We start from the raw sequence: 15,233 nt of genomic DNA on the forward strand, positions 1-15,233 counted from the left end.
GGCGTAGATGCAGCACTGTGAAGATATTGCATCAACCATTTCGATACACTATAAAAGTAAAGAAATATAAATTAAATTTTGCAACCGTGGAAACCATCACATTGGGGCAAAATGGCCCAGCAGTTACACCCTTATGCATAGGCACTTGGGCTTGGGGTGATAAATTCTTTTGGAATTATGGCGATCGCTACGGTCCAGAACAGTTACAAGAAGCCTTTACAGCAGCCTTAGAAGCTGGTGTTACCTTCTTCGATACTGCGGAAGTCTACGGAATGGGAAAAAGCGAGAAATTTTTGGGGCAATTTCTGCAACAGACACAACAATCTGTGCAAATTGCCACAAAATTTGGCCCCCTACCGTGGCGATTTACAGCCCAATCCGTCTCTGATGCTTTAACAGCCAGCCTCAAACGCCTACAATTACAGCAAATCGCCCTGTACCAAGTGCATTGGCCTTTTGCCTTCTTTTTAAGTCAAAAAACCTTGATGAATGCCCTCGCGGATGAAGTGAAGCGGGGTAGAATTGCCGCAGTTGGTGTGAGTAATTACTCAGCAGAGCAAATGCGAGACGCGCATCAAATATTGGCAGTCCGTGGAGTACCTTTGGCTGTGAACCAAGTACGCTATTCTTTACTCAGTCGCCAAGTTGAAAGTCAAGGTATTATCACAACTGCCCGTGATTTGGGTGTGACTATTTTGGCTTATAGTCCTTTAGCACAAGGATTACTCACTGGCAAGTACAGTATTGATGGTGCTGAAACCCCCAGTGGCGCGAGGAAAATAGACGCGCGATTTAAGAAAGAAGGTCTGCAAAAAATTGCCCCAGTCATATCTTTGCTACGCAACTTCGGGGAAAAATACGATCGCACTCCTGCTCAAGTTGCTCTCAACTGGTTAATTGCTCAGGGTAACGTTATTCCGATTGCTGGGGTGAAGACAGCCGAACAAGTGCGTCAGAATGCTGGTGCTTTGGGCTGGAGATTGAGCGATGATGAAATTGGAGAATTAGAACAAGTTAGTCGTCCTTGGCTATAGTATTTTTGAACTACTCAAACACAGGCGGCCAAGCGTCCTTTGCGGTTCGTTAAAAAAAATTGACTTTGACAAAGAGTTAAGCCTTAACCCAAGCCTATTCTAATTTATCTTTCTACAAACTGGTAGAAGAAGTTACCAAAAAAGCCAAAAAGTCAAGAGTCTAAAGTCAAAATCTTAACTCTTGACTCTTAACTCTCAACTCTGCCGATTTTAGATTTTGGGTCGCATCTTTGGTGCGCTTCCAGTAAAACTTGGATTTTGGATTGAAGAAAAAATCTCAAATCTAAAATCCAAAATTGATTAACTGTTGACTAAGAAGCTGATTCTCTAGCTGTAGGTGAACCTAGCTTTTTACTAGGGGATGCAGAAGACTCACGACCACTTGTCCGCAGTTTGGGCTTAGGAGAAGCATGTCTTTCTTCATCTCCATTGCTGCTATCTGATTTCCACGCAGAACGAGGGCGATCGCTGGAAGATTCACGACGTTTGCCCACTCTGGGTTTGGGAGCAGAAGATTCCTCTTGGGGAATTTCCACGTCTGAGTTCAACCAAGCGGGACGAGTTTGATCGTAAGCGATTTGTAGTGCTGCGGCGGCGATCGCCTGAGCATCGTATTCTTCAATCAGTTCGCTGACAATTGGCAAGAATGAAGCCAAACGCTCACCTGTCAAAGCTTCTCGCACCAGTTCTTGCAATTTCAGAATGTGTTTTGCTTCAATCTGGGCGCGTGTGGGAATCGTCAGCACTTGCCAATTTTGGCGGTTATGACGTTCAAATGTTTGCTGCTTGCGGCGCTCAAATGGTTGTACTAAAGAAATTGCCGTTCCTTCTTTACCAGCACGACCAGTACGACCAATGCGATGGACGTAGGTTTCTGCACTATCGGGTAAGTCGTAATTGATCACATGGGAGAGTTGATCGACATCTAACCCTCGTGCAGCAATATCAGTTGCTACCACCCAACGGACTTGACGGTTACGGAATCTGAGTAATAAGCGTTCCCGCGCTTGTTGGGACAAGTCACCGTGGTATTCATCCACACTATGACCAGCAGATTGTAACTGACTGGTGAGTTCGGCGGCTGTGCGTCTGGTGCGGACAAAGATTAAAGCTGTTTCTGGATCTTCCATTTCCAGAATCGGCTGTAAAGCTTTGGCTTTTGTCCAGTGGCGGGGGATCAAGTAAGCTACCTGATTAATCTTGTTGGGAGAGGCTTTTGGCTGCTCAACGGTGACAGTTGCAGGCGATCGCAAGAACTTATTCACCAACATCCGAATCGATGGTGGCATTGTTGCCGAGAATAAAGCTGTTTGGCGATCTACGGGCGCTTGAGAGAGGATTTTCACCACATCATCAATAAAGCCCATGCTCAACATTTCATCAGCTTCATCTAACACAAACCACTTCACTTGATCCAGCTTTAAACAGCCGCGATCGAGCAAATCGATCACCCGTCCTGGTGTGCCCACGACCATGTGAACGCCACGTCTGAGTTGTAACATTTGGCGGTCAATTGATTGACCACCGTAGATTGCTAACACCCGCAATCCTTCATCGCCGATAAACTGAGCGATCGCATCGTGAACTTGCATTGCTAATTCACGAGTTGGTGTTAAAACTATGGCTTGCACGGCTTTTTGATTAATATCCAGCCGCTCTATGATTGGCAGTGAAAATGCTGCGGTTTTACCTGTTCCAGTTTGAGATTGGCCTACCACATCACGACCAGCTAGCAATTGGGGAATTGCCTGTACTTGAATGTTAGTCGGTTCAGTAAAACCGATTTTTTCTAGTTGTTCGACACGTTCTTGGGAAATGCCTAATTCTTGAAATGAAAGAGTCATTAATTCTCCTAAATTTTTTGTAAGGATTTTTGGATTAGTCATTAGTCATTAGTCATTAGTCATTGGCTATTAGTGAGCCAAGGGCAGTGGCGCAGCCTCAACTATTGGAGAGGCTATGCCAGTCCGCCAGCGTTTCAGGTAAACCCTCATGAAAACTGCCATTGCAGCGTTGACCTCAGAATAAGGTTGAATCTATAAGGGTCATTTAACAAAGGACAAATGACAAATGACAAATGACAATTTAGTTATTGACTACTTGACCATAGAGGTCGTATGTATCAGCGTGGTGAATCGCTATTGGCACGATGGTTCCTAACTTTGCCTGACCTTTGACATAGACCAGACCATCAACCTCTGGGGAAAATCTAGCTGAACGACCGATTAATTCACCACTTTCAGGATTTTCTTGCTCAATCAGGACATCAACTATTTTGCCTACTTCCTGTTGATTTTTCTTTTGAGAAATCGGTTGCTGGATTTCCATAAGTTGGTATCGGCGCTCGTCCATCACCAATTCGGGCAAGTGATTTGGTAACTTGTAAGCTGGGGTTCCTTCCTCAGAGGAAAAGGTGAAGACACCAACATGATCGAATTCATGCCGTTGCACAAACTCTAGTAGATGCTCAAAATGCTCGGTTGTTTCTCCTGGGAAACCAACAATAAATGTTGTCCGCAATACGGCTGTTGGTAGCGCCGTTTTGATGCGATCTATAATCCCATCATTTACGCGTCCTTGCCAAGGACGATTCATGGCGCGGAGGATCTCTGGATGAGAATGCTGCAAGGGCAAATCCAGGTAAGGCAAGACGTTAGGTGTTTCTTGAATCGCCGCGATCACATCTGGGGTCAGTCCCGTGGGATAAGCGTAATGCATTCTGATCCACGGTATATCTACTTTCCCCAAAGCGCGAAGTAATTCGGCTAATTTTGGCTGGCCGTAAATATCTAGACCGTAATTAGTGGTGATTTGGGAAATTAGAATAATTTCCTTTACCCCTTGACTAACTAACTGCTCCGCTTCGGCGACTATAGATTCTATAGTACGCGATCGCTGGTTCCCTCGAAGATGAGGAATTATACAAAATGCACAACGATAATCACATCCTTCCGCAACCCGCAGGTAAGCTACACCCTCGGTTGTCGTGCGATAGCGCGGTGTAGTTTCGTCGGCAATGTAGGTTGGCTCAATACTAACCTGTTTGACCCGCTCGCCTTGTTCTACACGCTCAATTACATTTACAATTTTGTGATAATCGCCAGTACCCACCACCGCTACTGCTTCGGGTAACTCCTCCAAAAGTTGTTCTTGGAAGTGTTGCGCCATACAGCCAGTAATTACGATTTTTTTGTTTGCCTCTGCCAGTTCTACCAAAGTTCTGACAGATTCAAGTCTCGCCGCTTCAATAAAACTACATGTATTAACAATAACGTAATCTGCTAACTCTTCGTTTGTATCTACACCGTAGCCTGCTTCTACCAGCAGTCCTAGCATGTGTTCTGTATCAATTCGATTTTTCTCGCAGCCCAAGTGAGAAATGGCAATTGTTGGCTTGTCACCCATATTTGGAAAATATCTTCATTTTTTTTCTTCTAGTCAAACATTCTGGCGCTAACTTTTGCTTTTTTGCTATCAGCATCCTCATGAAAACAGTACAGTGGCAAATTCCCACTGTCATTAACTGTGCGTGGATTTATGACCCTATCAATAATAAAAATAGAGGTCATGTTATGATATTTTTATCAATCTGTTCCCCAGGGTAAATTGAAGTGTCTTTGGGTACATTTGACACTTGTAATGTTTTTTAACAGTTCGCCTATTGATATTTTACATTACCGCAGCGTGTGCGTTGTTAACCTACCCATCGGGAAGCCGCCCAAAGGGCTTGTTGTGAGAAGTCGCTACCCTCAGGGAAATCGACGAAAGCGACTACGCCTATAAAGCAGTAATGCTACCCTGGCGATTGGCAAGTCCTACGACTGTGCGCGGACAAGACGCCTAAACCACGGAAAGCTGCCTTGCGTCTAGTGAGTGGCAAACTCCTCTTGTAGCCAAGTTTTATCTTAACATATCTTATGGGAGGTTTCATGCCAATTTCCATCTGAGGAAGGAGGCAGTAGACCAACTATCATAAAACACATTTGACTAATTAATGAAAAGTCAAGAGTCAAGGGTTAAGAGGAGCCAGTCGTGTGCGTATTTTCCCGACCTGAAGGGGAGTAGCGTTGAACTGGCGTTCAATAGTCAAAAAATTCTGGACTCTGGACTCCGCGAGGCGGATTAAAGAAGTGGACTTATATCAGATATTTAAAACTCGCTCACCGATTATTGGCGTGGTTCACCTGCTACCACTGCCTACCTCACCCCGTTGGGGAGGTAGCCTAAAAGCGGTGATTGACCGTGCCGAACAAGAAGCCGCAGCCCTAGCAAGTGGAGGGGTTGACGGGCTGATTGTGGAGAATTTTTTCGACGCGCCGTTTACCAAAAACCAAGTCGATCCAGTGGTTGTGAGTGCCATGACCATTGTGGTGCAACGGATACAAAATTTGGTGACTTTGCCCATAGGCTTAAATGTTTTGCGAAATGATGGCAAAAGTGCAATGGCGATCGCTAGCTGTGTGCAGGCGCAATTTATCCGCGTCAACGTTCTCACAGGAGTGATGGCAACCGACCAAGGATTAATTGAGGGAGAAGCTCATCAACTACTCCGCTATCGACGGGAGTTAGGCTGCGATGTTAAAATCCTCGCCGATGTGTTGGTGAAACACGCCCGTCCTTTGAGTTCTCCAAATCTCACAGTCGCCGTCAAAGACACCATTGAAAGGGGTTTAGCAGACGGAGTTATTTTATCCGGCTGGGCTACTGGTAGTCCTCCTAACTTAGAAGATTTGGAACTAGCTTGTGGTGCAGCAAATGGTACACCAGTATTCATCGGTAGTGGAGCTAATTGGGAAAATATTGATACATTGATGCAAGCAGCAGATGGTGTAATAGTTTCCAGTTCCCTGAAACGACACGGACGCATTGAGCAACCAATTGACCCAATTCGCGTCAGTCAATTTGTGGAAGCCGCCCGTCGCAATTGGAACTCCAAAAATGAACGCAAATCAGCAGAACAAGTGAAGTTACATTCTTAGAAAATGGGGAGTGGGGAGTAGGGAGTAGGGAGTAGGGAGTAGGGAGTAGGGGGAGCAAACCAACAATTCCCCATTCCCAATTCCTCATTCCCCATTCCCCATTCCCCATTCCCCATTCCCCACTCCCCACTCCCCATTCCCTAATAAATATTTATGATTCGCCGCCGTTCTACTCCTTGGATTCATAAATGGTCACGTCCATTGATTGCCGCGATCGCTGGATGTGGTGCCCTGATAACAGGTTATCTCACCATAGAAAAGTTAACAGGAGGCAATGCAGCTTGTGTGGCACAGGCTGGTGTCAAGGGCTGTAATGATGTGCTTTCCAGTCCTTGGGCAACGGTTTTTGGCCAGCCATTAGCCTTGTTTGGGTTTTTGGCATACACCAGTATGGTGATATTTGCTTTGGCTCCCTTGGTATTTAACTCAGGGGAAAACAATCGCCGCAAACAATTGGAAAATTGGACGTGGTGGCTGCTACTGGCGGGTGCGATCGCTATGTCTGTCTTTAGCGGCTACTTAATGTATGTGCTGGCATCTCAAATTAAAGCTATTTGTCCTTACTGTATCGGTTCAGCTTTGTTCTCTCTGAGTCTTTTGGTACTGACGATTATCGGTCGGACTTGGGAGGATATTGGACAAATCTTATTTACCGCTCTGATTGTCGGGATGGTGACGCTGATTGGTACTTTAGGCATCTATGCTGGCGTGAATAAATCAGATATTCCAGGTGGAACTCCTGGACAACCCGTAAACATTTCCTTTACTCCCAAAGACAACCCTAACCCAGCATTCGGTTGGGAAGTTACCACTACTTCTGGTCAGGCAGAAATAGCCTTAGCACGCCAGCTAGTGAAGGTAGGTGCTAAGGAATACACTGCTTATTGGTGTCCTCACTGCCATGAACAAAAGCTGCTTTTTGGTAAAGAAGCCGAGGAAATAATCAACAATGATATTAGGGTAGAGTGCGCTCCCGATGGACTCAAAGCTCAACCAGATTTGTGTAAAGCCGCAAAAATTGAAGGCTTCCCCACTTGGATCATCAATGGTAAAAGCTATAGCGGAGTCCAAAGCTTAGAGGAACTAGCGAAAGTTTCTGGTTACACGGGTCCTCGTAACTTCAAGTATTTCAAGTAATTGACTACGACAAATCATGACAAACAATATTGTTGGTAAAACCACTGGAGAAACTAATACCAATTTGAGAAATGATTGCGACAGATGGATTGCCCAAAATGCAATCAACAGAAAACACACAACATGATACCTAAGTTCCGGCGACATTTTCAGCTTTAGGCTAAGATCGATTATTAGTTTTTCACCTCTACTATGTCTCAAAACCACAACAGCAATTCCCGAAGATTGCCCAAGATTAGAACCACGATTTTCTACATCTTCGCTGTCATCGCTGTTTTAGTAGTAGCCTTTCCTTGGCTGTACGAAATTAAAACCAAGGCTGGGATCGACATATTACCTGAACGTCACGCTGGAACCTTTTTTGAAAAACATACCCACGGACTTTTCAAGTGTGAGTGGCTTTATCCTTACCATTGCCATCGCCCCCAAGGTTAAGGGACTGACAAATAAAAAAATACTCAACTACTTCTTGTGGGGTGGGCAACATGAGCGCCCGTATAGAAAGGGCAAGATGCCCACCCCACAAGATTGGGTAATTTACAGCGCATTTCAAGGAAAGTGAGGTACACAACCAAAGTCTCAAACCCTTGTGTAAAAGCTGTTTTACTTCTGAATTCTGACCCCTGAATTCTGAATTCTGCTGTATTTGTTGTCAGTCCCTAAGTAGGGGAATTGAATAAAAGCATAACTAAGGGTATATAATTTCATTTGTTTTTACCAGGCAAGGCTTTGGGCGTTAAATTGGCTGAACTCACTTTCAACAATATTTATACTTAATTTGTGCTGTTAGCCACAAAAGTCCCAGTTGCCGTTTGGTCAGATAATTGGTCTGAATATATGGTAATACATCACAAATACCACGATGTCTTGAAGAATCTTGCTGAGTTGAAAAAACTCTTATGAATCAGCAGCTAGGCAAGCGTTTTGTGAAGTTAATCTTTAGACTGAAACAATCGCTTAGTCGAGGACACAGAGAATTGATTACTGCCGCCAGCGTTGCACTCTGCGTCCTGCTTTTGCACTGCATCGGATTATTGCAATCTTTGGAATTGGCAGCTTTGGATCAATTTTTTCACTTACGTCCAGATGAACCGCCAGAAGAGCGTATTACGGTCGTAGTGATTGATGAAACCTATTTAAACGAAGTAGGTTTGTGGCCGATTTCAGATACGAAGATTGCCCAGTTGTTGCAAAAATTAAACGTCCACAAACCTCGTGCTATTGGCTTAGATATCTACAGAAATTTCCCAGTAAAGACTGGTAATGAAGAACTGCGTAATGCTTATAAGTCAATGCCCAACTTGATTGGTATTGAACTCCTAACAAATGACAAAAACAAAAACGTTAGTGTTTCGCCTCCACCGGGACTGAATCAGGATCAAGTGGGCTTTAACAACGTCGTATTTGATCTTGATGGTAAAGTACGTCGCAGTTTGTTGTATTGGTACATTGATGATCGGGTACACCAAAGTTTTTCCATGAAGTTGGCTTTATTGTATTTAAAGTCAAAGGGAATTATTCCCACCAAAGCAAAAAACAACCCTGAATATTTGCAATTGGGTAAGGCAACATTTACTCGTTTTGAGGCTAATGATGGTGCCTATGTGCGAGCTGATGCTGGAGGCTACCAAATTTTGACCAATTTTCCCAAACCAAAATGTCAAAGTTCATCGGGAGAATTTTATCGTTTTCGCCAGGTATCTATAAGAGATGTATTGGCTGATAAAGTCAAAGAAAACTTAATCAAAGATCGGATTATACTCATTGGCTCCACTGCACCCAGTCTCCAGGATTTTGTATTCATTCCCTACTCCAGCAGTCTAATGGGTACGGCAAAGCCTGTACCTGGTATTCAACTGCAAGCTTATTTTATTAGTGAGTTAATCTCCGCGGCTCTGCAAGGACGACCATTACTCAAAGTCTGGCCTGATTTAGTGGAATACTTGTGGATTTTTATCTGGTCTTATCTGGGAGCCGTTACTACATGGCGGATACGACACGCAACTATAAGCCTGCTCAGTATCCTAGTTTCTTGTTTTGTATTAACTCTGGGTGCATACCTTGCTTTCTTGTATGGTTGGTGGATACCGCTCATTCCCCCACTGTTTAGCTTTGGCAGTTCAGCTATTTGGATGACCAGTCATATTGCCCAGATGCAGGAAGAGTGGAAACGTTCCAAAGAATTTTTGCATCACGTCATCAATACGATTCCTGATCCAATTTTTGTGAAAAATCAAAAACACCAGTGGATTGTTTTAAATGAGGCGTATTGTCGATTTATCGGTTATCCGAATAAGTTGTTAATTGAAAAGTCAGATTATGACTTTTTCCCTAAACATGAAGCCGATGTGTTTCGACAACAGGATGAGCTTGTTTTGCGGACTCAGCAACCCCAAGAACATGAAGAAGAATTTACAAATGCCGATGGTCAGACTTATCAAATTGCCACTAAGCGATCGCTCCACAAAGACGCAGCTGGCAATTTCTTTTTAGTTGGAGTCATCCGAGATATTACTCAGCACAAGCTCACCGAGGAACATCTCAAACGTACTGCTGCTGAACTATTCCGCTCTAACAACGAATTAAAACTCAAACAAGACCACTTGCGTTATTTAGCATATCACGATCCCCTCACAGGTCTATCCAATCGCAAATTTTTTGCCGAACAACTTAATGAGTCGTTACATTGGGCGCAACACAACAACTTGTTGCTGGGGCTGCTGTTTATTGATCTAGATGGCTTTAAGCAGATCAATGATACTCTAGGGCACGAGACGGGCGATCGCTTGCTAATGACTATTGCTGGACGACTCAGCAACTCTTTACGCGCTAGTGATACAGTTTCTCGTTTGGGTGGCGATGAATTTACTGTGATTTTACGGGGAATTCCTAATGTTCAAATAGCTGCTAAAGTCGCCGAAAAAATTTTAAGCAGCATTAACAAGCCAATTGTTTTGGACGGCGATACAATCCGAGTCTCTGCCAGTATTGGTATTAGTGTCTATCCAGACAACAGTCAAGACAGTGAAACTTTGATAAAACAAGCTGATGCAGCAATGTACCGTGCCAAGCGCCTGGGTAAAAATCGCTATGAGTTTGCTTAATTTAGTCAACGAAAATCGGCGGGAATCCCATCCCTAAGCAGCTTTTAAGATTGTCTCGTTCCCAGTCGGAGACTGGGAATGCCTATTAGAGGCTCCGCCTCAAGACTAGCGGCAGAGCCGCAATGAGCTAGCATTTCCAGCCAGAGGCTGGAAACGAGGTTTTAACGAGGTTTTAAAAGGGTTTTGGCTTAAGTTGACACCAATAAGCTTTTTCTGTGCCCCTACCAACGTATTTGTATCATTATTAAACTAAACCTAAGAACATAGGTAGGAAAAGAATTAGTCATCAGAGGTAATTAGGAAACTAACTGAACTTATTAAGTATTTTTACTTTCCAAAAATCTACTTATACTTACTAGTCTGATTACGGTATTTCATAGTTATATAATTTTTAAAATCTTTGTAATCTCGCAATTTCGTTATTTTATATTTATGTATTTTTACGGTAATTAAATCTTAACTAGACAACAAAATAAGTATTATTTGATATTTTTATCATCATGATTATTCACTGAAGATAGTGTTTGTACTTACGGGAATTAAAATATTATAAGATACTATTAATAAATTATGAAGTAGGCGCGATGCTCACAGTAATTTATCAACATATCTAACTTTAGACTGATGTGAAAATAACATATTTAAGAATATTACTTAAGTATAAAGAGTGTTTAATGCCAGCAAATTAACGTTAATCTAGAAGTACATACCACTATTACTTGTAGACTAGCAGCAAAGATTTAATAAAGTTGAAATTTATTTTCCGAAAAAGCCAGTAAATATACGTTAATAAATAAAAAATACACTTTTCAATTAAAAATTAGTAAATTTACTGAAAGCTATGAAAAGTAACTTCCGAATCACAAAGTTTATGATATTCTGCATAGGTGCTTACATCTTAATGCCGCAAATTGCCGCTTGCACAGGTATATTCAGTAGTGCAAGTGCTAATGCTTTTGGCGCTACTAGCACTAACACCTTAATCGCTCGTAAAGTCAATTTTCAAAATTTAAAAGACGACATATATATTCCACCAAATTATGGTGGTCCCGACAGTCATCATGGTAGCGGCACTCGCTGATCGCAATTTTGGATTTGAGATTTTGAGGAAGCAGCGCAGTGAGCAGCCTTTACTAGAACCTGTAGGGGGAACTTGAATCAAGACAATAGTGGAGATTTCCACCAATGATCTGTTTGTACAAGTGTGTGGACTTGCCAATTTGGGTCTGGTTGAGGATAATCTAAACGGTAGTGTCCGCCTCGACTTTCGGTTCTAAAAGCAGCACTTTTGAGAATTAAATCAGCCACATCTAATAAATTGCGGGTTTCTGCCCAAAGCCCCAATTGCCGTTCAACATCTGGTATGTCAAAACTAGCTGGTTCTGCGGGACGTAAAGCAAGCAAGAATTGACTTAAAGGCAAGATAGCGAAATCTTGCTGCCAAGATTCAACAGTGGCGATCGCAGTTTCCAACCCTGATTGCTGCCGACAAATACCAGCACTTTCCCACACTAGACGCGGTAACTTCTCCCTGAGTGCTTCTAGCTGTGCTTGCTGGATGTGCCACTCACTGGCATCAACACTAAATTTTCGTAATGGCAGCACTGGTGTTTCTGATGACAGCCCAATACTTTCCAACTCAATATTAGCCATCTGGGCGCCAAACACAATACATTCCAGCAGGGAATTACTGGCAAGGCGATTTGCCCCATGTACACCAGTACTAGCGGTTTCACCCACCGCGTACAAACTCTTAATATTTGTGCGATTCATCAGATCCGCGACAATTCCACCCATCCAGTAATGGGCAGCAGGCGCTACAGGAATTGGTTCATGGAAGACATCAACGCCCCAATGCTGACAAACTTTGATGATGTTGGGAAAGCGATGACGAATCTTATCGGCAGGGATGGGGCGCATATCCAACCACACATGGGCAGTCGCCAGATCAAGGGCGGTACGTTGTAAATGGCTGAAAATTGCTCTACTGACCACATCTCTAGGTGCAAGTTCACCCGCAGGGTGGTAGTCAAAGGCAAAACGCCGCCCTTCGTTATCCACAAGGTGCGCCCCCTCGCCGCGAACAGCTTCGCTAATCAGAAAGCGATCGGCACCAGGTTTAGTCAGGGCTGTGGGGTGAAATTGCACAAATTCCAAATCGCGGAGGATCGCCCCAGCACGAGCTGCGATCGCTACCCCATCACCCGTACTCACAGCCGGGTTAGTGGTTTGGGCAAATACCTGACCACCGCCGCCAGTTGCCAATACCACAGCACCAGCTTTTACCCAGGTGATTTTACCTTGATAAAACAGGCTTATTCCCTGACAACGACCAGTTTCGGGTTCAATCCACAAACTCAAAGCCAAAGCTTGCTGAATGACTTGAATATTCGGGCGACGTAATACTTGGTTGGTGAGGGTGGTGGTAACTTCCCTCCCTGTGGTGTCGGCGGCGTGGAGAACGCGGTTGCGAGAATGGGCAGCTTCTAAAGTTAAAGCCAAGGCTTGACCATGACGGTCAAAAGCAACGCCCAAGTTAACTAGCGATTGAATGCAGTTAGGAGCAAGTTGGGCGAGAAATTCGACGGCGGTGCGATCGCATAAACCTGCACCAGCCCGGATCGTATCTTCAATGTGCAACCTGGGAGAATCTTCCGGGTCAACAGCTGCGGCAATGCCACCTTGTGCCCAATCGCTGGCGGACAAAGCAACAGTTTCTTTGGTAATCAAGCCGACTCGCAAGGACTCTGGTAGACACAGTGCTGTGTATAGTCCAGCAGCACCAGCGCCGACTACTAAGACATCAAATTGGCTAGGAATATCTATCTGAGGCAAGGTAAAAGCACAGGGGAGAGTGAGAAGTGAGAAATCAGAAGTGAGGAGTTAGAAGTGAGGAGTTAGGAATTTTGAATTTTTAACTCATAACTCCTAACTCATAACTCCTAACTTATAATTGTGTCCCACTCCCTAGAATCAGGAGTGGGCTGCTATTTGCTACATTAACTGGAAAGTGCAGTTATCTGTAGATGCCGTTGTTAAAGCGATCGTCTCCCTCATTGAAGGCAGGCTCTACTTCTGTCACGGTGAATTTATCGAAGTTAGCTTGCAGGGTTTGTTTTTGGGTATCGCTCAATCCTGGAAGATCCAATACATCCTCTACATTTTGGTAGGGAGCATTGGTGATAATTTTCTTAGCCAGGGTAGGATAAAGCCCTGGATACTGTTGAAAAGCTCGGACGTTGGTATTATTCAAATCAATTTTTTTACCAAATTCCGTTCCTAGTTTAGCGTCTGCCCGATTCTGCCGCTCAATTGCTAGAACTGGGACTTGTGGAAAAGCAAAACTGTTGAAACTAGCAGCTTGGGCTATTTGAGTTGTTCCCAACCATCCCCAGCAACTAAGTAACAAACTAAACACTGTTAATAAACGCGCTAATCTTTTCACGATTTTTCTACCTCTTTCCATCAAACAGAAATAAAAGTTTTAAGCTAACAGCCGTCAGCAGTCATTAGTCATTAGTCAGAGCGCCAAAGACAATTGGACTTTGGACAAAACCTGATAGCTTAATCAACACAGCAGTCATCAAAAACTAATATACAGCGTATTAATATCCACAATATTTGCCGTTACTGGGTTTGACTGTAGTTTTGCCAAAAATTTTCATCGTGGTAAGAGTGCCTGCATAGCTGCAATAGCGTTGGATCAATGATCCTGCTAGCATTTCCAGTTAAACGAAACCTTTTCGGGGTGGTTGATTCTGGCTCTAATACCGAAAACCCTACCAAAAAAGACTTGATGCTGATGGACTGTTATGTAATATTTCTTAACTAATTAATCATCTACAGCATCATTCTTGATGTGCCGTAGATCGATTTCTAATCGCTAGGGCTAGGTGCAAGATGTGAGTTACACAATTTTTTCATATTTAGGCCGCGATCGCAGCTAACAAAAATAGGCTGTCTACCAAAATTGTGCTTAAAACTGCGCCACTAAAGGCATACCAGTGTTTTTGATTTCGACTTAAAGGTAAAATCCCGATTGTTAACAGCACTAAGGCAAGAATTATCGCCCAAGTTTGTCCCCAAGGCGTTTGTACTTGCATCAGGGCATTTTGTAAGATTTGTGGTGCTAAATCTGCATCTACTCTCATGATTTGCCGCCAATAAGGTATCAAATCTACTATATAAAAATATACGTCTGTTAAAACTGTACCGAGTAAAGAACCTAAATAAAACCAGTTACCCACCTTGCCCCAATTCTTCGCTAAACACCAGCAAGCAAACGGTAAACCGATAAACTCGATTGGCAGATGCCATAAAGGTTCCCAACGTAACCAGCCCCAGTAAATCGCTCCTGCTAACCAACTCCAGCTAAACCCGAAGAGCAAATCCCCCCAGACATAAGTTGCAGGACGTGACATTAAGCTAAAACTTAGCCACACCCAAAATCCTGTCAGCGCTAAACTTAGACTTGGTAGCGATCGCACTATTGGCGCTTCTACAAATACTGGCACTGTTACCAAAAACACCGCCGCCGCAAACACTAACCAAGTTTGTCTCTTAGAAATAGATAACGGAACAGAGACAGAAGAGGTAAGTGTAGATTCCAATTGCCTGATCCCCTTCTGCCCAATCTCAGCTAAATCCAACTCGGTATCAATAGAAGGGGTAGAAGCACTGTAGGAGGATAGTGTATTATTAATCAAAGTTTTTAATATTTGTTACTAAACTTCATCTTATTTAAGATATCACATTTTAAAATCCCCCCCAGGGGCATTGTAATTATACTGAAATTTCGGGGATCGTTGGTGCAAACTAAACTAAACATTCTGCGCTCTTCCTAAATCCCTTAAAACCTCGTTTACAGCCTCTGGCTGGAAATGCACTTCATCGCGGCTCTGCCGCAAGTCTTGAGGCGGAGCCTCTCGGAATGCATTCCCAGTCGGAGACTGGGAACGAGATAATCTCTAAAAGCTGCT

General features: G+C 43.6%; 11 protein-coding genes. 6 read left to right on the forward strand and 5 right to left on the reverse strand.

Annotated elements, in window-relative coordinates; genetic code table 11:
* Window positions 1-86: 86 nt before the first annotated feature.
* Window positions 87-1,034, forward strand: coding sequence for an aldo/keto reductase (locus tag V7K27_RS17580; protein ID WP_334949369.1), 948 nt, complete (start codon window positions 87-89; stop codon window positions 1,032-1,034).
* Window positions 1,035-1,345: 311 nt separating this feature from the next.
* Here V7K27_RS17580 and V7K27_RS17585 read toward each other — a convergent pair whose 3' ends face one another.
* Entirely contained in the window at window positions 1,346-2,878 is a 1,533-nt protein-coding gene (locus tag V7K27_RS17585) for a DEAD/DEAH box helicase (protein WP_334949406.1), read from the reverse strand.
* Window positions 2,879-3,119: 241 nt separating this feature from the next.
* Complete coding sequence (gene rimO / locus V7K27_RS17590; protein ID WP_334949371.1) at window positions 3,120-4,439, reverse strand: 30S ribosomal protein S12 methylthiotransferase RimO; 1,320 nt, start codon at window positions 4,437-4,439, stop codon at window positions 3,120-3,122.
* Window positions 4,440-5,164: 725 nt separating this feature from the next.
* Between rimO and btpA the strand changes: the two genes are divergently transcribed.
* The 5 genes from btpA to V7K27_RS17615 all read left to right on the forward strand — a co-directional run bounded on the left by btpA (window position 5,165) and on the right by V7K27_RS17615 (window position 11,335).
* Window positions 5,165-6,013: a photosystem I biogenesis protein BtpA gene (gene btpA / locus V7K27_RS17595; protein ID WP_334949407.1), complete on the forward strand. Its 849-nt coding sequence runs from the start codon at window positions 5,165-5,167 to the stop codon at window positions 6,011-6,013.
* Between the two features lie 153 nt (window positions 6,014-6,166).
* On the forward strand, window positions 6,167-7,150 hold the full coding sequence (locus V7K27_RS17600) for a vitamin K epoxide reductase family protein (RefSeq protein ID WP_334949373.1): 984 nt from the start codon (window positions 6,167-6,169) through the stop codon (window positions 7,148-7,150).
* A gap of 192 nt (window positions 7,151-7,342) precedes the next feature.
* The gene (locus tag V7K27_RS17605) at window positions 7,343-7,585 is read left to right on the forward strand and encodes a hypothetical protein (protein WP_334949375.1); all 243 of its coding nucleotides are present in this window, start codon (window positions 7,343-7,345) and stop codon (window positions 7,583-7,585) included.
* A 464-nt stretch (window positions 7,586-8,049) separates the two neighbouring features.
* Window positions 8,050-10,254: a CHASE2 domain-containing protein gene (locus tag V7K27_RS17610; protein ID WP_334949377.1), complete on the forward strand. Its 2,205-nt coding sequence runs from the start codon at window positions 8,050-8,052 to the stop codon at window positions 10,252-10,254.
* 841 nt (window positions 10,255-11,095) lie between these two features.
* The gene (locus tag V7K27_RS17615) at window positions 11,096-11,335 is read left to right on the forward strand and encodes a hypothetical protein (RefSeq protein ID WP_334949379.1); all 240 of its coding nucleotides are present in this window, start codon (window positions 11,096-11,098) and stop codon (window positions 11,333-11,335) included.
* 77 nt (window positions 11,336-11,412) lie between these two features.
* Here V7K27_RS17615 and nadB read toward each other — a convergent pair whose 3' ends face one another.
* From nadB to V7K27_RS17630, 3 genes are all read right to left on the reverse strand, one after another.
* A complete protein-coding gene (gene nadB, locus V7K27_RS17620) occupies window positions 11,413-13,089 on the reverse strand; it encodes an L-aspartate oxidase (protein ID WP_334949381.1) in 1,677 nt (558 codons plus the stop codon).
* Window positions 13,090-13,270: 181 nt separating this feature from the next.
* Window positions 13,271-13,699, reverse strand: a complete 429-nt coding sequence (gene psbU, locus V7K27_RS17625; protein ID WP_334949383.1) for a photosystem II complex extrinsic protein PsbU — start codon at window positions 13,697-13,699, stop codon at window positions 13,271-13,273.
* Between the two features lie 481 nt (window positions 13,700-14,180).
* Window positions 14,181-14,960: a DUF3120 domain-containing protein gene (locus V7K27_RS17630; protein WP_334949385.1), complete on the reverse strand. Its 780-nt coding sequence runs from the start codon at window positions 14,958-14,960 to the stop codon at window positions 14,181-14,183.
* Window positions 14,961-15,233: the final 273 nt, after the last annotated feature.

This window comes from Nostoc sp. (assembly GCF_036919575.1).
Taxonomy (GTDB): domain Bacteria; phylum Cyanobacteriota; class Cyanobacteriia; order Cyanobacteriales; family Nostocaceae; genus Nostoc.